Origin of the sequence: Aquabacterium sp. G14 (assembly GCF_037482285.1) — a bacterium.
Taxonomy (GTDB): domain Bacteria; phylum Pseudomonadota; class Gammaproteobacteria; order Burkholderiales; family Burkholderiaceae_C; genus Aquabacterium.
On sequence record NZ_JBBEYB010000007.1, the window covers coordinates 161,660 to 180,455 of the forward strand.

The 18,796-nt window shown below is 63.8% G+C and carries 13 protein-coding genes and 1 pseudogene; 13 read left to right on the forward strand and 1 reads right to left on the reverse strand.

Annotated elements, in window-relative coordinates:
* Positions 1–60: 60 nt before the first annotated feature.
* From WIT60_RS09825 to WIT60_RS09855, 7 genes and pseudogenes are all read left to right on the forward strand, one after another.
* Complete coding sequence (locus WIT60_RS09825) at positions 61–843, forward strand: 3-hydroxybutyrate dehydrogenase (RefSeq protein ID WP_339583754.1); 783 nt, start codon at positions 61–63, stop codon at positions 841–843.
* 2 nt (positions 844–845) lie between these two features.
* A complete protein-coding gene (mnmC, locus tag WIT60_RS09830) occupies positions 846–2,915 on the forward strand; it encodes a bifunctional tRNA (5-methylaminomethyl-2-thiouridine)(34)-methyltransferase MnmC2/FAD-dependent 5-carboxymethylaminomethyl-2-thiouridine(34) oxidoreductase MnmC1 (protein ID WP_339583755.1) in 2,070 nt (689 codons plus the stop codon).
* 4 nt (positions 2,916–2,919) lie between these two features.
* Complete coding sequence (locus WIT60_RS09835; protein ID WP_339583756.1) at positions 2,920–3,351, forward strand: Hsp15 family ribosome-associated heat shock protein; 432 nt, start codon at positions 2,920–2,922, stop codon at positions 3,349–3,351.
* 94 nt (positions 3,352–3,445) lie between these two features.
* Positions 3,446–3,988, forward strand: a pseudogene (gene grpE / locus WIT60_RS09840) (nucleotide exchange factor GrpE); the annotation flags it as partial.
* Positions 3,989–4,139: 151 nt separating this feature from the next.
* The gene (gene dnaK / locus WIT60_RS09845; protein WP_339583757.1) at positions 4,140–6,071 is read left to right on the forward strand and encodes a molecular chaperone DnaK; all 1,932 of its coding nucleotides are present in this window, start codon (positions 4,140–4,142) and stop codon (positions 6,069–6,071) included.
* Positions 6,072–6,187: 116 nt separating this feature from the next.
* Entirely contained in the window at positions 6,188–7,324 is a 1,137-nt protein-coding gene (dnaJ, locus tag WIT60_RS09850; RefSeq protein WP_339583758.1) for a molecular chaperone DnaJ, read from the forward strand.
* A 79-nt stretch (positions 7,325–7,403) separates the two neighbouring features.
* The gene (locus tag WIT60_RS09855; protein ID WP_339583759.1) at positions 7,404–9,062 is read left to right on the forward strand and encodes a response regulator; all 1,659 of its coding nucleotides are present in this window, start codon (positions 7,404–7,406) and stop codon (positions 9,060–9,062) included.
* Here WIT60_RS09855 and WIT60_RS09860 read toward each other — a convergent pair whose 3' ends face one another.
* Positions 9,063–11,327 (reverse strand): Orn/Lys/Arg family decarboxylase, encoded by a 2,265-nt coding sequence (locus tag WIT60_RS09860; RefSeq protein ID WP_339583760.1) that lies wholly within the window; start codon positions 11,325–11,327, stop codon positions 9,063–9,065.
* Between the two features lie 145 nt (positions 11,328–11,472).
* Between WIT60_RS09860 and WIT60_RS09865 the strand changes: the two genes are divergently transcribed.
* The 6 genes from WIT60_RS09865 (at position 11,473) to WIT60_RS09890 (ending at position 18,791) form a co-directional block, all read left to right on the forward strand.
* Positions 11,473–11,922: an NfeD family protein gene (locus tag WIT60_RS09865; protein ID WP_339583761.1), complete on the forward strand. Its 450-nt coding sequence runs from the start codon at positions 11,473–11,475 to the stop codon at positions 11,920–11,922.
* A gap of 5 nt (positions 11,923–11,927) precedes the next feature.
* Positions 11,928–12,839, forward strand: a complete 912-nt coding sequence (locus WIT60_RS09870) for an SPFH domain-containing protein (RefSeq protein WP_339583762.1) — start codon at positions 11,928–11,930, stop codon at positions 12,837–12,839.
* A gap of 27 nt (positions 12,840–12,866) precedes the next feature.
* Positions 12,867–13,262, forward strand: coding sequence for a DUF2237 family protein (locus tag WIT60_RS09875; RefSeq protein WP_339583763.1), 396 nt, complete (start codon positions 12,867–12,869; stop codon positions 13,260–13,262).
* A 125-nt stretch (positions 13,263–13,387) separates the two neighbouring features.
* Positions 13,388–14,230 carry a translesion DNA synthesis-associated protein ImuA gene (gene imuA, locus WIT60_RS09880; protein WP_339583764.1) on the forward strand — a complete coding sequence of 281 codons (843 nt, stop codon included), beginning with the start codon at positions 13,388–13,390 and terminating at the stop codon, positions 14,228–14,230.
* Positions 14,190–15,620, forward strand: a complete 1,431-nt coding sequence (locus WIT60_RS09885; RefSeq protein ID WP_339583765.1) for a Y-family DNA polymerase — start codon at positions 14,190–14,192, stop codon at positions 15,618–15,620. The genes imuA and WIT60_RS09885 overlap by 41 nt, the downstream gene beginning before the upstream one ends.
* An 18-nt stretch (positions 15,621–15,638) precedes the next feature.
* Positions 15,639–18,791, forward strand: a complete 3,153-nt coding sequence (locus tag WIT60_RS09890) for an error-prone DNA polymerase (RefSeq protein WP_339583766.1) — start codon at positions 15,639–15,641, stop codon at positions 18,789–18,791.
* The last annotated feature ends 5 nt before the right edge of the window (positions 18,792–18,796 follow it).

The following is an 18,796-nucleotide window of genomic DNA, read 5'->3' on the forward strand; positions in this document are numbered from 1 at the left end:
ACGACATCGGATAATGGGCCACTGCTCATTGTGTTTGTTCTTGCCGACAGGAGGCCCGAGATGTTGAAAGGAAAGACTGCCCTGGTCACCGGTTCCACCAGTGGGATCGGTCTGGGGATCGCCGAAAAGCTGGCCGCTCAAGGCGCCAACGTCATTCTGAACGGATTTGGCGATGTTGAAGCGCCCAAGGCAGCCGTGTTGGCGGCAGGTCAGGCATTTGGCATCAAGGTGGGCTATCACGGCGCCGACATGTCCAAGCCTGCAGAGATCGAGGCCTTGTTCGCCTACGCAAAGGCCGAGTTTGGTGGTGTGGACATTCTCGTGAACAACGCAGGCATCCAGCATGTGGCCAAGGTGGAAGACTTCCCGGTCGAGAAGTGGGATGCCATCATCGCGATCAACCTGAGCTCGGCCTTCCACACCATGCGTCTGGCCTTGCCGGGCATGCGTGAGAGGAACTGGGGGCGCGTGATCAACCTGGCCTCGGCGCACGGTTTGGTGGCCTCGGCTGGCAAGTCGGCCTATGTGGCGGCCAAGCATGGTTTGGTGGGTCTGACCAAGGCTGCAGCCCTGGAAACCGCCACCACGGGCGTGACCGTCAATGCCATTTGTCCCGGCTGGGTGCTGACCCCGCTGGTCCAAAAGCAGATTGACGCCAAAGCGGAGCGCGAGGGCATCTCCCTGGATGCCGCGCAGCGCGACCTGCTGGGTGAGAAACAGCCGTCCCTGCAGTTCGTCACGCCTGCGCAGTTGGGTGATCTGGCTGTGTTCCTGTGCTCGCCCGGCGCGGACAACGTCCGAGGTGCAGCCTGGAACGTCGATGGCGGGTGGGTGGCTCAGTAAGCATGTCGGTAACGCCTGCGACCCTGGGGGAGAGCCCCTCAGGCAAGGCACCGGGAGTGCCCTACTCACCGGTGTACGACGATCTGTATCACCCGCCGTCAGGGGCACAGGCCCAAGCTCGGCGGGTGTTCATGGCAGGCAACGGCCTGCCTGGACGCTGGCAGGGTCGCACGCGCTTTGTCATCCTGGAAACCGGCTTCGGGCTGGGCAACAACTTTCTGGCCACCTGGGCGGATTGGCAAGCGGACCCGCAGCGTTGTGATCGACTGGTGTTCATCTCGGTGGAGAAACACCCGCTCACCGCCTCAGCCTTGCGTGAGGTACATGGCATCCGTCAGGCGCCCTCGCCCTCGGCATCTGCCGAGCAGGAATTGGCGCGCAGACTGGTGGCCGCCTGGCCGGCCCTGACACCCGGTTTTCACACGCTGAATTTCGATGAAGCTGCAACGCCACAAGGATCTCCGCAAGGGGTCACGTTGCAGCTGTGTTTTGGCGATGTGGCCGACATCGTGCCGGCCCTGATGGCCGAGGTAGATGCGTTCTATCTGGACGGTTTTGCGCCGGCCAAGAACCCGCAGATGTGGGACCCGCAATGGCTGTCTCGGCTGAACCGCTTGGCGGCACCGCAGGCCACTGCCGCAACCTGGTCGTCGGCCCGCGTCGTGCGCGACGGCCTGACCCAGGCCGGATTCCAGGTGGAACGCACGCCGGGGTTTGGCGGCAAGTTTCACTCGACACGCGCAGACTACGCGCCACGTTATACGCCTCCACCACAAGCAGGGGGTCTGTGGCCCCCACCCGCCGCCGCGCATCGCCACGCGATCGTGGTGGGCGCAGGCTTGGCAGGCTGCTCGGCTGCCTGGGCGCTGTGCCGAGAGGGGTGGCGTGTGACCTTGCTGGATGCGCACGCTGGCCCCGCACAGGAAGGCTCGGGCAACCCTGGCGGCTTGTTTCACAGCGTGCTGCACGGCGATGACGGCATCCACGCCCGGGCCCACCGTGCCGCGGCACTGGCCACCTGGCGACAGGTACAGCCCTGGATTGCCGCTGGCGAGCTGTCCGGCCAATGCGCAGGCTTGCTGCGTCTTGACGCCAAAACACAAGCAGAGGAAGCGCACGCCTTGCTGACCCGCCAGGGTCTGCCAGCAGACCATGTACGCTGGCTGGACACGGATGAAGCACGCGCCGTGGCAGGTATGACGGTGCCGAGTGGCGGCTGGCTGTTCGAGCAAGGCGGGTGGTTGCATCCGGCAGGCTATGCCCGCCATCTGCTGCAAGAGGCCCAAGCCTGGCGAGCCCAGGGGCAGCCATTGCTGACCTGCCTGTGGCGACGCGCGGCGCATCGCATTGAGCCCACCGAACAAGGGTGGGGCGTGTTCGATGCACAGGGACAGCGCATCGCCCATGCACCCAGTCTGGTGTTGGCCAATGCCCACCAAGCCCCCACCTTGCTGGGCACGCTCCCGGCAGAACATGCCGTATCCCCCCTGCCACTGTCCAGGGTTCGCGGGCAAATCTCGGCCTGGCCCAAGCTGTCTGACACCGATGAGGCGGTGCGTTTGCCCCATCTGCCTGTGGCTGGCAGCGGATACGTGTTGCCGCTGCGTCAGGACTGTCTGCTGTTTGGGGCCACCACCCAGCACCACGACGAAGACCCGACCATCCGAGACGCGGACCACCGTCACAACCTGAGGCAGGCCGCCCGACTCGGCGCCTGCGCCGACCACCCGGCTGACGCCCCCTTGCCCACCTCTTTGCAAGGCCGCACCGGTTGGCGCGCCACCACCCCCGACCGCCTGCCCCTGGTCGGTGCCCTGCCCTGGTCGGCCGAACGCTTGACACAGGCTCCCGCCAAGACAAGACTGGACCAAGTGCGCCTGATTCCACGTGAACGCAACGACCGAGGTGGCTTGTATGTGGTGTCGGGGCTGGGCTCGCGCGGCATCACGTGGACCGCTTTGGCGGGCGCTTTGCTGGCCCATTGGGTCACAGGCAGCCCCTGCCCAGTCGAGTCTGACCTGCGCGACGCCCTTGACCCTGCCCGTTTCCTGTCACGCGCCCATCGCCACTGACCCCATGCCCACCGAAGATCGCCCCCTGCCCGGCCTGACCGACCGCCTGCGTCTGGACAAATGGCTCTGGGCCGCCCGTTTTTACAAGACCCGCGGCCTGGCCGCCGACGACATCGACAAAGGTCGGATCCAGGTCAATGAGCAGGTCGCCAAGGCCTCCCGCGAACTCAAGGCCGGCGACCGCGTGGACATTCGCCAAGGCCCTGTGACCCGCACTGTGATGGTGAAGGCCCTGAGCACCGTGCGCGGCCCCGCCCCCCAGGCTCAGCAGTTGTACGAAGAGACCGCAGACAGTATCCTGCGACGCGCCCAGCACGCCGAAACACGGCGACTGGCGGCCGAGCCGGCGGACAGCATCGAGCAGGGCCGCCCCACCAAGCGAGACCGTCGCCAGCTGGTGGACTGGCAGCGCTGGTCGGCCAGCGTGGACGAGTGAATCCCAGGTCGCAAATATTTTTCATGGCAGGCTCTTGAAGCCCGCAACCCCACCCTGATATAGGCAGGGTTTTCGCAATCAACACACCGAATCAGAGATGAGCGACACGAGCAACACGCCCGAACAGGCAGCCAGCACCGCCCCCGAGACCGAAGCCCTGCCCAACGAGTCGGTGGCCCAGGACATGACGGAGTTGCTGGCCAAGCACGCCGAAGTGTCTGACGCCTACCTGCGCGCCAAGGCCGAAGTCGAGAACATCCGCCGCCGCAGCGAAGAAGAAATCGCCAAGGCACGCAAGTTTGCGGTGGAGTCGTTTGCCGACAGCATGCTGCCCGTGCGCGACAGCCTGGAGGCCGCCTTGGCATCCCACGCCGCCAAGCCCGACACCCCCATCGAAACCGTGCTGGAAGGCGTGCAGATCACCCTGCGCCAGTTGACCTCTGCGCTGGAGCGCAACAAGGTGTTGGAGATCAACCCGGCCGCCGGCGAGAAGTTCGACCCGAACCGCCACCAGGCCATCAGCATGGTGCCGGCCGAACAGGAAGCCAACACCGTGGTGGGCGTGCTGCAAAAGGGCTACGTCATCGCCGACCGCATCCTGCGCCCGGCCCTGGTGACCGTCGCCGCCCCCAAGTAAACCGCGTCTTCAACCGTTTTCTCACCGCGCTGACGATATCCAAAGGCCTTTTTTGATCCGGGCCTCTTGAAAACCCCGTCAGCGCGCACAGATACAGCATCAATCGGAAGCCACCGGCCTCCACACCAAAATCCTCTAGGAGCACACCAACATGGGCAAGATCATTGGCATCGACCTGGGCACCACCAACTCGTGCGTGTCCATCATGGAAGGCAACACCACCAAGGTGATCGAGAACAGCGAAGGCGCTCGCACCACTCCTTCCATCATCGCCTACCAAGAAGACGGCGAGATCCTGGTGGGTGCCTCGGCCAAGCGCCAGGCGGTCACCAACCCCAAGAACACCGTGTACGCCGTCAAGCGCCTGATTGGCCGCAAGTTCACGGAAAAGGAAGTGCAAAAGGACATCGACCTGATGCCCTACACCATCACGGCCGCCGACAACGGTGACGCCTGGGTGGAAATCCGCGGCAAGAAGCTGGCCCCCCAGCAGGTCTCCGCTGAAATCCTGCGCAAGATGAAGAAGACCGCCGAAGACTACCTGGGTGAAGAAGTCACCGAGGCCGTCATCACGGTCCCCGCTTACTTCAACGACGCCCAGCGTCAAGCCACCAAGGACGCTGGCCGCATCGCCGGTCTGGACGTCAAGCGCATCATCAACGAGCCCACCGCTGCAGCCCTGGCCTTCGGCCTGGACAAGACCGGCAAGGGCGACCGCAAGATCGCTGTGTATGACCTGGGTGGCGGCACGTTCGACGTGTCCATCATCGAAATCGCCGATGTGGACGGCGAAAAGCAGTTCGAAGTGCTGTCGACCAACGGCGACACCTTCCTGGGCGGCGAAGACTTCGACCAGCGCATCATCGATTACATCATTGCCGAGTTCAAGAAGGAATCCGGCGTGGACCTGACCAAGGACGTGCTGGCTCTGCAGCGTCTGAAGGAAGCCGCTGAAAAGGCCAAGATCGAACTGTCGAACTCGGCCCAGACCGACATCAACCTGCCCTACATCACCGCTGACGCCACCGGTCCGAAGCACCTGAATGTCAAGCTGACCCGCGCCAAGCTGGAAAGCCTGGTCGACGAGCTGATCGAGCGCACGATTGCCCCCTGCCGCACCGCCATCAAGGACGCTGGCGTGGCCGTGGGTGACATCGACGACGTGATCCTGGTCGGCGGCATGACCCGCATGCCCAAGGTGCAGGAGAAGGTCAAGGAGTTCTTCGGCAAGGATCCACGCAAGGACGTGAACCCCGACGAAGCCGTGGCCGTGGGCGCCGCCGTGCAAGGTCAGGTTCTGGCCGGCGACCGCACCGACGTGCTGCTGCTGGACGTGACCCCGCTGTCCCTGGGCATTGAGACCATGGGCGGTGTCATGACCAAGATGATCTCGAAGAACACGACGATCCCGACGAAGTTCGCCCAGACTTTCTCGACCGCCGACGACAACCAGCCTGCCGTGACCATCAAGGTCTTCCAGGGTGAGCGCGAAATGGCTGCTGGCAACAAGCTGCTGGGTGAGTTCAACCTCGAAGGCATCCCGCCCGCACCGCGTGGCGTGCCCCAGATCGAAGTCGGCTTCGACATCGACGCCAACGGCATCCTGCACGTGAGCGCCAAGGACAAGGGCACCGGCAAGGAAAACAAGATCACCATCAAGGCCAACTCGGGTCTGTCCGAGGAGGAAATCCAGAAGATGGTGAAGGACGCCGAGCTGAACGCCGCCGAAGACAAGAAAAAGCTGGAGCTGGTGCAGGCGAAGAACCAGGGCGACGCCATGGTCCACAGCGTGCGCAAGTCTCTGACCGAGTACGGCGACAAGCTGGATGCGGGCGAGAAGGAAAAGATCGAAGCCGCGATCAAGGACGTCGAAGAAGCCATCAAGGGCGACGACAAGGACGACATCGAGGCCAAGACCAACGCGCTGATGACCGCTTCGCAGAAGCTGGGCGAGAAGATGTACGCCGACATGCAGGCTGCCCAGGGTGCTGAAGGTGCCCAGGCTGCCGGCGGCGCCGAACAGGCCAAGCCCGCGGACGACAATGTGGTCGATGCCGAGTTCAAGGAAGTCAAGAAGGACTGATCCAGTCTGACTTCTCGCCGACAAGGCACAGGTTGCGTGAGCCCCGCGCTCAGGCCCTGTGCCTTTGTCGGATCTAGCCCCGATCCGCGAAGCCCTTCGCTCAGTCCGACAAGATCATGGCAAAACGCGATTTTTACGAAATCCTCGGTGTCGCCAAAGGCGCATCCGACGATGACATCAAGAAGGCCTACCGCAAGCTGGCCATGAAGTACCACCCTGACCGCAACCAGGGTGACAAGGCCAAGGAAGCCGAAGAGAAGTTCAAGGAAGCCAAAGAGGCTTACGAGATGCTCTCCGACCCCAAGAAGCGCGCGGCCTACGATCAATACGGCCACGCCGGCGTGGACCCGAACATGGGTGGCGGCGCAGGCGGTGGCTTTGGTGGCGGCGGTTTCGCTGACGCCTTTGGCGATATCTTTGGCGACATCTTCGGCCAGGGCGGTGGGCGCCGTGGCGGTGGACCACAGGTCTACCGCGGCAGCGACCTGTCGTACGCCATGGAGATCACGCTCGAAGAAGCGGCCGCCGGCAAGGACACGCAGATCCGCATCCCCTCATGGGACGAGTGCGATGTGTGCCACGGCAGCGGCGCCAAGCCTGGCACCAGCGCCAAAACCTGCCCGACCTGTAACGGCTCGGGCACGGTCCACATGCGCCAGGGTTTCTTCAGCGTGCAGCAAAGCTGCCCGCACTGCCAAGGCACCGGCAAGATCATTCCCGAGCCCTGCACCTCGTGCCACGGCCAAGGCAAGGTCAAGAAGACCAAGACGCTGGAAGTCAAGATCCCGGCCGGCATCAACGAGGGCATGCGCATTCGCTCGGCGGGCAATGGCGAGCCGGGCACCAATGGCGGCCCTCCTGGCGACCTGTACATCGAGATCCGCATCAAGCAGCACGACATCTTCGAGCGCGACGGCGACGACCTGCACTGCAATGTGCCGGTGCCGCTGACCACGGCGGCGCTGGGTGGCAGCATCGAAGTGCCAACGCTGGGCGGCAAGGCCGAGATCGACATTCCCGAAGGCACCCAACACGGCAAGACTTTCCGTCTGCGCGGCAAGGGCATCAAGGGCATCCGCTCCAGCTACCCCGGTGATCTGTACTGCCACATCGTGGTGGAAACGCCCGTCAAGCTCACCGAGCACCAGCGCAAGCTGCTCAAGGAGTTGGACGAGTCCTTCCGCAAAGGCGGCGAGAAGCACTCGCCCACGTCCAAGAGTTGGACGGATCGCGTGAAGAACATCTTCAAATGATACAGATTCGCGAAAGCGGACACACGAAGGCACCCTCGGGTGCCTTTTTCATTGCACGTGCATCGCATACCATTGACGTATGCGGCCCTTCCTGACCAAGCCTACCGAACTTCAGGCACCTGACAGTGACCTGAGAAGTTGCAAAGCCCTGATCATCGACACGAATCAGACCTCTCGCAGCATCTTGCGAAGCATGCTGGCCGATCTGGGGCTGACCGGCATCATCCAAGCTTCCAAGGTGGTGGAAGCGCGACGTGCACTGGAAACCCGCTCATTCGATGTGGTGCTGTGTGACTACCACTTTGACGATTGCGGGATGACCGGCGCGGACTTGCTGGACGACCTGCGACGGGCCCAGTTGTTGCCTTACTCCACCGTTTTTGTGATGGTGACCAGCGAGGCTTCCTATGTGAAGGTGGCAGAGGCAGCCGAATCCGCACTGGATTGCTATCTGCTGAAGCCCCACACTGCGAACGCACTGGCTCAACGCCTGCACCTGGCCCGACATCGCAAGGTGGTACTGGGTCCGATTTTCGCAGCGCTGGAAGCGGAGGAATTCGAGAAAGCGGCTGAGTTGTGCCTGGATCGCTTTGCCGACCGCGGTGAGTACTGGGTGTATGCCGCCCGCATCGGGGGAGAGTTGCTGCTGCGACTGAACCGGTTTGACGAAGCCAAGGCTCTTTTCCACGCCATTGATGCCACCAAAGCCTTGCCGTGGGCACGCCTGGGCATTGCCCGCGCGCAACTGGATGGCGGACAACCTCAGCCCGCGCGGCGCACGTTGGAAAGTCTGATCGCCGAGCATCCGACCTTCACAGATGCCTATGACGTGATGGGCCGAGCTCAGTTGCAAGCGGGTGAATTCAAAGAAGCGCTGGAGACTTACAAGAAGGCCGCCGAGGCGACTCCCGCGTCCATCGCGCGACTTCAGAAGGTGGGCATGCTGGCCTTCTACCTTGGCGACAACAGCGAAGCGCAGCGCGCCTTGGAGCGTGCCACCAGCCTGGGCGTGTCATCCAAGATGTATGACTATCAGACCTTGGTCATGCTCGCCCAGATCCGATTCGACGAGAAGGATTACAAAGGGGTTCAGCGTTGCCTGGACAATGTGGCACATGCCTACGAAAAAATTCCCAACAGCGTCCGACTCAAGCGCATGCATGGCCTGATCAATGTGCTGGGGCTGATGCTACAGCGGCAGGTCAGCGATGTGGTGCGCATCGTCAAAGCCATGGTGCTGGACGCGCAACAGCCTGATTTTGATTTTGAAGCGGCCGGCAACTTGTTGAGCTTGCTGGTTCGACTGCGCACGAACGAACTGCAACTGCCCGAGGCCGATGACTGGGTGCAGAAGGTGGCGATGCGGTTCTGCACATCCAAGGCTTCGACCGACATGCTGGCCATGACCGTGCAACAGCATGCCCCCTACAAAGACATCGTGGAGCAGGCCTACAAGACGGTGTTGGAAATGGCCGAGAAAGCGCTGGGGCATGTGCGTATGGGCAACCCGACTGCAGCCCTCAAGGCGCTGGTGGTGCATGGCTCGCAAACCAGCAATGCCAAGTTGCTGGATTTGGCTGACATGCTCTTGAACCGCCACCGTGGCGACATCGCCGATGCGGCTGGCATGGGCGGCATGCTGCAAGACATGCGCAGCAAGTTTTGCCGCCACAGCACTCAGGTGCAATTGGGCGCTGGCACCGGCCGTGAAGCCGGTGGTCTCAAATTGCGAGCCTGATCAGGTTTCGCTTTTGACGCAGTCCACGTAGTAGCGCTTGCCGCCGCCCGGCAGGTCTTCGGCGACGAGGCCGTGCACATCGGTGGCAAAGCCGGGGAAAGCGTCATTGAAGTCGCGGGCGAACTTCAGGAAGTCCACGATCTTCTTGTTGAAGCGCTCGCCCGGGATCAACAGCGGGATGCCCGGAGGATACGGGGTCAGCAGCGCGGTGGTGATGCGACCTTCCAGCTGGTCGATGTCCACGCGCTCGGTCTGGCGACGGGCGATGCAGGCGTAGGCGTCCGACGGCTTCATGGCCGGCTCCAGGCCCGACAGGTACACGTCGGTGGTCAGACGGGCGATGTCGCCGCGGGCATAGGCTTCGTGCACGCTCTGGCAGAGGTCACGCAGACCCATGCGCTCGTAGCGCGGGTACTTCTTGCAGAAGTCCGGCACGACGCGCCACAGGGGCTGGTTCTTGTCGTAGTCGTCCTTGAACTGCTGCAGCGCAGTCAGCATGGTGTTCCAGCGGCCCTTGGTGATGCCGATGGTGAACATGATGAAGAAGCTGTAGAGGCCCGTCTTTTCGACGACCACGCCGTGCTCAGCCAGGAACTTGGTGACGATGGACGCCGGAATACCGGTCTTGGCGAACTTACCCGAGACGTCCAGGCCCGGGGTGATGATGGTCGACTTGATGGGATCGAGCATGTTGAAGCCTTCGGCCAGGTTGCCGAAGCCGTGCCACTTCTCGTTGGCCTTGAGCACCCAGTCAGACGGCTTGCCGATGTCGTCGGCAGCGATCTTGTCCGGACCCCAGACCTTGAACCACCAGTCCTTGCCGTATTCCTTGTCGACCTTGCGCATGGCGCGGCGGAAGTCCAGTGCTTCCTTGATGCTTTCTTCCACCAGGGCGGTGCCACCGGGGCGATCCATCATGGCCGCGGCCACATCGCACGAGGCGATGATGGCGTACTGCGGCGAGGTGGAGGTGTGCATCAGGTAGGCCTCGTTGAAGAGGTTGCGGTCGAGCTTGATCTGCTGCGAGTCCTGCACCAGCACCTGCGAGGCCTGACTGATGCCGGCCAGCAGTTTGTGGATGGACTGGGTGGCGTACACCACGGCCTCTTTGGGACGCGCGCGGTTCTTGCCCATGGCGTGGTAGGCGCCATAGAACTTGTGGAAGGCCGCGTGGGGCAGCCAGGCTTCGTCGAAATGCAGGGTGTCCACCCAGCCGTCGAGCATGCCCTTGATGGTTTCGGTGTTGTAGAGCACGCCGTCGTAGGTGCTCTGGGTCAGCGTCATGATGCGCGGCTTGGCGGTCTTAGGATCGACACCCTTGAGCAGCGGGTTGTTGGCGATCTTCTTGCGGATGGCCGCTGGCTCGAACTCGCTCTTGGGGATCGGGCCGATGATGCCGAAGTGGTTGCGCGTGGGCGTCATGAAGACGGGGATGGCCCCGGTCATGATGATGCTGTGCAGGATGGACTTGTGGCAGTTGCGGTCCACGATGACGATGTCGTCGGGGGCCACAGTGTGGTGCCACACCATCTTGTTGGAGGTGGACGTGCCGTTGGTGACGAAGAAGCAGTGGTCGGCGTTGAAAATGCGCGCGGCGTTCTTCTCGGACTCGTAGACCGGGCCGGTGTGGTCGAGCAGCTGGCCGAGTTCTTCCACGGCGTTACAGACGTCGGCGCGCAGCATGTTCTCACCGTAGAACTGGTGGAACATCTGGCCCACGGGGCTCTTCAGGAAGGCAACGCCGCCGGAGTGGCCGGGGCAGTGCCAGGAGTACGACCCGTCCTGGGCGTAGTCCATCAGCGCCTTGAAGAACGGGGGGGCCAGGCCGTCGAGGTAGCTCTTGGCTTCACGGATGATGTGACGCGCCACGAACTCGGGCGTGTCCTCGAACATGTGGATGAAGCCGTGCAGTTCGCGCAGGATGTCGTTGGGGATGTGCTCGGATGTGCGCGTCTCGCCATACAGATAGATGGGGATGTCGTTGTTCTTGAAGCGGATTTCTTCAATGAACTTGCGCAGGTTCAGAACGGCCGGGTCCAGGTCGGGACCTTGGGTGAACTCTTCATCGTCGATGGACAGGATGAAGGCGCTGGCGCGGCTTTGCTGCTGAGCGAACTGGGACAGGTCACCGTAGCCGGTCACGCCCAGGACTTCAAATCCCTCTTTCGTGATGGCGTCGGCCAACGCGCGGATGCCCAGGCCCGAGGTGTTTTCGGAGCGGAAGTCCTCGTCAATGATGACGATGGGGAAGTGAAATCGCAGCATGGGCCACCCACCAACAAGAATTACTGAAAAATGCGAAGTGTAGGCGCCTTGCATGTCATCTGCCCACCTTGTGCGCGCGATATGATGAATTTGCTCGGCCTCTGCCTCAATGCCGAGGACAGAACAAGAAATGAAGGAGTGATTTGTGGACGAAAGTACGCAATGGTGGCTGATGGCAGGCGTGCTGGTGGTGGCCGAACTGGCGACTGGCACGTTTTACCTGCTGATGATTGCGCTGGGGGCCGTGGCGGGTGCGTTGGCCGCGCATGCAGGCCTCCAGACCGAGGTTCAGTTGACTGCCGCCGCCGTGGTGGCGGCTTTGACGGCAGGAGGCTGGTACTTCTGGAAGCGGCAGCGTCAGCAGCGCCAAGGCGCTCAGCCTTTGGGTGCGCAGGCTGCACCGGATCTTGAACTGGACCTGGGCCAGGTGGTTCAGGTCCATGCTTGGGAGCCCGATGGCACGACGCATGTGACTTACCGTGGCGCACCTTGGCGGGCGCGCTTGCAGCAATCTGCTGACTTGGCTCAACCCGAGCCGGGCTCGTATCGCATCTGTGCCTTGCAAGGCAACCTCCTTCTTCTGGAAAAGGTCTGATCACCATGGAAATCGCCATCCTCTTTCTCATCATCGCCGTGGTTTTTGTGGTGCAGTCCGTCAAGGTCGTGCCACAGCAAAGCGCCTGGGTGCTGGAGCGTCTGGGCAAGTACCACGGCACGCTGACCGCCGGGCTGAATGTGGTCCTGCCTTTCATTGACCGGGTGGCTTACAAGCATTCGCTCAAGGAAGTGCCGCTGGATGTGCCCAGCCAGGTCTGTATCACCAAGGACAACACGCAGTTGCAGGTGGACGGCATCCTGTATTTCCAGGTGACCGATGCGATGCGGGCCAGTTATGGCTCGTCGAACTACATTGTGGCCATCACCCAATTGGCGCAGACGACGCTGCGCTCGGTGGTGGGCAAGATGGAGTTGGACAAGACGTTTGAAGAGCGGGACATGATCAACGCGGCCGTGGTGAATGCGCTGGACGAAGCCGCGCTGAACTGGGGCGTGAAAGTGCTGCGTTACGAAATCAAGGATCTGACGCCGCCAGCAGAAATCCTGCGCTCCATGCAAGCGCAGATCACGGCCGAGCGTGAGAAGCGCGCGCTGATTGCCGCATCGGAAGGCCGTCGTCAGGAGCAGATCAACATCGCCACCGGCGAGCGCGAGGCCTACATCGCCCGCTCCGAGGGTGAAAAGCAGGCAGAGATCAACAAGGCACAGGGTGAAGCCGCCGCCATCACCGCGGTGGCCGATGCAACCGCTGACGCCATTGCCAAGATTGCCGCAGCCATCCGCCAACCCGGTGGCCAGGAAGCCGTGAATCTGAAGGTGGCCGAAAAGGCTGTGGAGGCCTATGGCCAGTTGGCACAGAAGAACAACACGATGATCGTCCCGGGCAACATGAGCGAGGTGTCCGCCCTGATTGGCACCGCCATGACTTTGCTGAAGAAGCCCGGCCAGGCCTGAGTTGGCCTGGATATGCAGGAGAAGTGAATGAGCGTGGAGTTGACTGCGGGTCGCAATGTGCTGGGCGGGCCGTTGCGGGCCTGTTCGTATGACCCGGTGACGGGCTACTTTCGGGATGGCTGCTGCCGCACGCGTGAAGACGACGCGGGCCTGCATGTGGTGTGTGCCCGCATGACCCAGGCGTTTCTGGACTTTTCGCGCAGCCGAGGCAATGATTTGGTCACCCCACGACCGGAATGGCGCTTCCCGGGCTTGAAGCCGGGTGACCGCTGGTGTCTGTGCGCACTGCGCTGGCGTGAGGCCTGGGAAGCGGGTGTGGCGCCACCGGTGTCGCTGGAGGCGACGCATGAGCGTGCGCTGGAGGTGGTGACGCTGGACATGCTCAAGTCAGTGGCTTTGGAGTCGGGCAAACCAGCGATCTGACCTGCGGGAGTGTATTTTTGAAGAACGGCAGCGATTCAGGCTGCCGTTTCCGTTTGTGACCTTCGGTCTCTGGACGTGGGCTGGATTGAGCGCTAATATACTGTACATTCATACAGTATTTTGCAATGTCCACCCTGAAACATCTTGTCCACGCCGACCGCAGCGCCCTCACGCCTGCGGTACTGCCGCCGCATCTGGCTGCGCTGGTGTGGCGTGGCGAAGTCATGGGGCACCATCAGGCGTCGGTACTGAGCAGTGGGCATGCGGCCCTGGATGCAGTATTGCCAGGCGGGGGCTGGCCTTGTCACAGCCTGACCGAGATCCTGCAAGCCCAAACTTGCCTGGGAGAGTGGCGCCTGCTGACCCCAGCCCTGGCACGCCTGGTGGCGCAAGGCGGATCGGTGTTGTTGATCGGAGCGCCACGTTTGCCTTATCTGCCAGGTTTGGCGCGTGAGGGCATCCAGCCTGAGCGGGTGATTCGCATCGACGCCGATGCCCCTGCGGAGCGTTTGTGGGCCACCGAGCAGGCTTTGAAGGCGCAGTGTGTGACGGCGGTGCTGAGTTGGTTGCCGCAGGCCAGGCCCGAGCAGATCCGGCGCTTGCAGGCTTGTGCGGCTCAGCATCCCGGTTTGTTTTTTGCCTTCCGCCCGGTGCGTGCGGCCCAGGAGTCGTCGGCTGCGCCCTTGCGCCTGCATCTGGCCTTGGGGCCCTGCCCTCATCCGCTGGAGGTGCATGTGATCAAACGCCGGGGGCCCTTGCTGGCGGAGCCGGTTGTGTTGTCGCATTGGCCTCGCGGCTTGGCTGAACTGTGGTCTGTGCCAACAGGGGCCATCCCCTCGGTGCAGCCCCTGGCGGCAGACCTACCCACAGCCCTTGCCGCCCAAGCCCACCGGCGCGGGGAGGCGTCCACGTTGACACAGAGGTCTCATGCAGAACTGGATGGCCTTGTTGCCGGCCTCTCGGCATGACGTGGAGGACGGTGCCTCACCACCATCCCCCATGCTGGACGCGCAGCATCTCGGTTGGTGGGCCTTGCAGTTCACCCCGCGTGTGGCGCAACTGGAAGAGGCGGTGGTGCTGGAATACCGCGCATCCGAGCGTTTGTTTGGCGGTGCGCAGGCCTTGCGCGCCCGTTTGAGCGACGGGGCACAAAGACAAGGGGCTGCGGCTTGGGCGTTTGCACCCCATGCTTTGGCGGCTCTGTGCCTGGCACGGCATCGCCTGAACGCGGGCCCTGTGGCTGCGAAGGACGCTACCCCTGACGCGTCGACGCAGGCGCTGGACGCCTTGCCCTTCAGCACCCTGAGCGCGCTGCGCCCCCACGCCGGCACCCTGGCACGTCTGGGGTGTCGCACGCTGGGCGATGTCCGGGCCCTGCCCCGTGGCGGGGTCAGCCGGCGTTTCGATGCGGCCACGCTGCGGGCACTGGACCAGGCTTACGGGCTCAGCCCCCTGCCCTTGTCCTGGTTGACGCTGCCCGAGGTGTTCGATGAGCGGCTGGAGTTGCCCGGCCGGGTGGAGTCAGCGATGGCGCTGCTGCATGGCGCCCGCGTGTTGCTGCATCGGCTGTGTGCCTGGCTGGCCGGTCAGCACGCGGGGGTCGAGTCGTTCACCCTGCGCTGGCACCACGGTCTACGACGCCATCAAGCCCATTCAGGGCAACACACTGTGCGCTTGTCCAGTCCATCGCGCGACGTGGAGCGCCTCGCGGCATTGTTGAGCGAGCACCTGCATCATGTGACGCTGGAGGCGCCGGTGGAAGAGCTCAGCCTAAGGGCCGAACAGATCGCCCCGCTGGTGGCGCACAGCCACAGCCTGTTCCCGGAACAGGGTGGCGAACAGCTCACCGCCCAGCCCGGCAGCCTGCTCACGCCCACCGCGCAGCGGGCCCAGCGCGAAGCCCTGTGGACGCTGCTCGATCGCCTGGGCGCCCGCCTGGGAGCAGAACGGGTGCAGACTGGGCAACTCTACGCCGACCACAGGCTGGAACATGCCCAGCGTTGGCAAGCGGCCTTGCCGACCTCACCGGGCGCACAGGCCCCATCCGTCGCCCAGCACCCAGCCCTGCCCCCCTGGCCTCAGCCCAGTTGGGTGCTGGAGGCCCCAATGCCCTTGACCATGGTCGCCGATGCCCAGGGGCTGCGCGAGCACCCGCACTACCAAGGGCGACTGCACTGGCTGGCCGGCCCACACCGGGTCGAAGCCGGCTGGTGGGATACTGCCTCACCAGACAGTGCCTGCGCACGCGACTATTACCTGGCCAGCAGCCCAGGTGCCGGACTACTGTGGGTGTTCCGTGCCCGACACACCGGCAACACATCTGCCCCAGCCTGGTTTCTGCATGGACTGTTTGCCTGACGTGGGATGAAGCCCGCCATGAACCGCGCGCTCATTCGCGCGACACCCCTGCCCGACTACGTCGAGTTGCATGCGGTCTCGAACTACTCCTTTTTGCGCGGTGGCTCGCACCCGGAAGAACTGATCGAGCGCGCCCTGGCACTGGGCTACCGAGGTCTGGCCTTGACCGACGAGGCCAGTCTGGCCGGCGTGGTGCGTGCGCACCTGGCTTTGCGCAAGGCTCGGGAGGCCGGTGTGCCCGGCGCCGACACCTTCCAGTTGCTGCTGGGCAGCGAGTTCGAGGTGGCAGACGCGACGCCTTTCAAGCTGGTGGTGCTGGCCTGTCACCGCATTGGCTACGGCCTCCTGTGCGAGTTCATCACCCGGCTGCGTCGCACTGGCCAAGGCAAAGGACTCGCCCCTTTGACCCGCGAAGACATCCGGCCTTCGGCCTGGGGCGACTGTCTGGTGCTGCTGATCCCGCAGCGACACAGCGCCCCCGAGGTCGTGGCCGAGCAGGCTCGTTGGCTGCGCCGCCATTTTGCCGACCGATGCTGGCTGGGCGTGGCTCTGCACCACCATCTGGACGATGCCGTGTGGCTGCGCACCTTGCGCCAGATTGGCGAGACCGAGCAGGTGCCCCTGGTGGCCACGGGCGACGTGCACATGCACCTGCGCTCTCGCAAGCCCTTGCAGGATGTGCTCACCGCTACCCGCCTGCGGCGTCCGCTTAGCGACTGCGGCCTGCAACTGGAGCGCCACGCCGAACGCCATCTGCGCAGCCGACTGCGACTGGCCCAGCGTTATCCCGCCGACCTGTTGCAAGCAACGCAGGATGTGGCGGCACGTTGCGCGTTCAGCCTGGACGAGCTGCGCTACGAATACCCAGACGAAGTCGTGCCCGAGGGGGCAACACCCGGCAGCTACCTGCGGCAAAGCAGTGAGGCTGGCTTGAACCGACGCTATCCGCAGGGCGTGCCGCCTCGGGTGCGCGCCCAACTGGAGGCCGAACTCACTCTGATCGCCGAGCTCGGCTATGAAAAGTACTTCCTGACGGTGTACGACATCGTGTGCTTTGCGCGCTCGCGCCACATCCTCTGCCAGGGTCGAGGCAGCGCGGCCAATTCGGTGGTCTGCTATGCCCTGGGCATCACCGAAGTCGACCCCGAGCAGAGCACCTTGCTGTTCGAGCGCTTCATCTCACGCGAGCGCAACGAGCCGCCTGACATCGACGTGGACTTCGAGCACGAGCGCCGTGAAGAGGTCATCCAGTATCTGTACAGCCGCTACGGACGCGACCGGGCCGCGCTCACGGCCACCGTCATCACCTACCGCACCCGCAGCGCCTTGCGCGATGTGGGCAAGGCCCTCGGCTTCAGTCCGGACGAGATCGAGCGTGCCAGCGGCAACCTGCAATGGTGGGACAGCCACGCCGCCTTGGCCGAACGCCTGCAAGAAGTCGGCCTGGACCCCAGCACGCGCCGCGTTCAGCAGTGGCTGGAGCTCACGCGCACGCTGGTGGGCTTTCCGCGCCATCTGAGCCAGCACACCGGCGGCTTTGTGCTCTCGCGTGGGGCGCTGTGTCGCATGGTGCCCATCGAGAACGCGAACATGCCCGACCGCAGCGTCATCCAGTGGGACAAAGACGACCTGGACGCGCTGGGCCTGCTCAAGGTGGACGTGCTGGCGCTGGGCATGCTCACGGCCTTGCGCAAGGCGATGGACTTCATCGGCCAATGGCGGGGCCAGCGCTTTGACCTGCCCGACATCCCTCGTGAAGACCCCGCGTGCTACGAGATGATGTGCCGGGCCGACACCATCGGCGTCTTCCAGATTGAAAGCCGGGCGCAGATGAGCATGCTGCCGCGTCTGAAGCCCCGCCAGTTTTACGATCTGGTGGTGGAAGTGGCCCTGGTGCGACCGGGGCCGATCCAGGGCGGGATGGTCCACCCCTATCTGCGCCGCCGCCAGGGACTGGAGCCGGTCGACTACCCCCGTGGCCTGCAGGCGGCCTTGAAGCGCACCCTGGGTGTGCCGATTTTTCAGGAACAGGTCATGCAGATCGCGATGATCGCGGCGGGGTTCACCGCAGGTGAGGCCGATGATCTGCGCCGGTCGATGGCCGCGTGGCGACGCAAGGGCGATGTGCACAAATTCAAGGAGCGCATCAAGGCCGGCATGCGCGCCAACCAGTACAGCCCCGAATTTGCCGAGCAGATCTGCCAGCAGATCGAAGGCTTTGGCTCCTACGGCTTCCCCGAATCCCACGCGGCAAGCTTTGCCTTGCTGGTGTACGCCAGCGCCTGGATCAAATGCCATGAACCGGCGGCCTTCCTGGCGGGCCTGCTGAACGCGCAACCGCTGGGCTTTTACTCCCCCAGCCAGTTGGTGCAGGACGCGCTCCGACATGGCGTGGAAGTGCGCCCACCTGACGTGATGTGTTCGACCTGGGATTGCAGCCTGGAGCCGGGTACTCCGCCCAGTGAGCCGGCGGTTCGACTCGGCTTGCGCTTGCTCGCCGGGCTGTCCCCCGACGTGGCGCAACGCATCGTGGCCGCACGCCAACAGTCCCCCTTCACCGACGTGGACGACCTCGCCCGCCGCGCCGACCTCGATCAGCGCACCCTGCGCGCCCTGGCCGCTGGCGATGCGCTCATCAGCCTCTCCGGCCACCGCCGCCAGCAAGTCTGGGAGGCGTCGGCCCTGCACCGTGCGCCGCCGCTGTTGCGCGAAGCGCCGGTGGCCGAAGTGCCCTTGGCCCTGCCCGCGGCGCCCGAAGGCGAAGAAATCGTCTTTGACTACGCCTCTCAAGGCCTGACGCTGCGCCGGCACCCCTTGGCCTTGCTGCGTCCACAGTTGAGCGCCCAGCGCCTGCTCAGTGCCGCCGAGTTGCGTGATTTTCCGAATGGGAGACTGGCGCGCGCCTGCGGCATCGTCACCGTGCGGCAACAACCGGGCACCGCCTCGGGCGTGGTCTTCGTGACGCTGGAAGATGAAACCGGCACGGTCAACGTGATCGTGTGGCCGGCCCTGAAAGAACGCCAGCGACGCGAGCTGGTGCACTCACGGCTGCTGGCGGTCTATGGGGTATGGCAGCGTGAAGGCGAGGTACGCCACTTGGTGGCGCATCGCCTGCGCGACCTGACGCCCCTGCTGGGGCGCCTGAGCACCCACAGCCGGGACTTTCACTGACACGC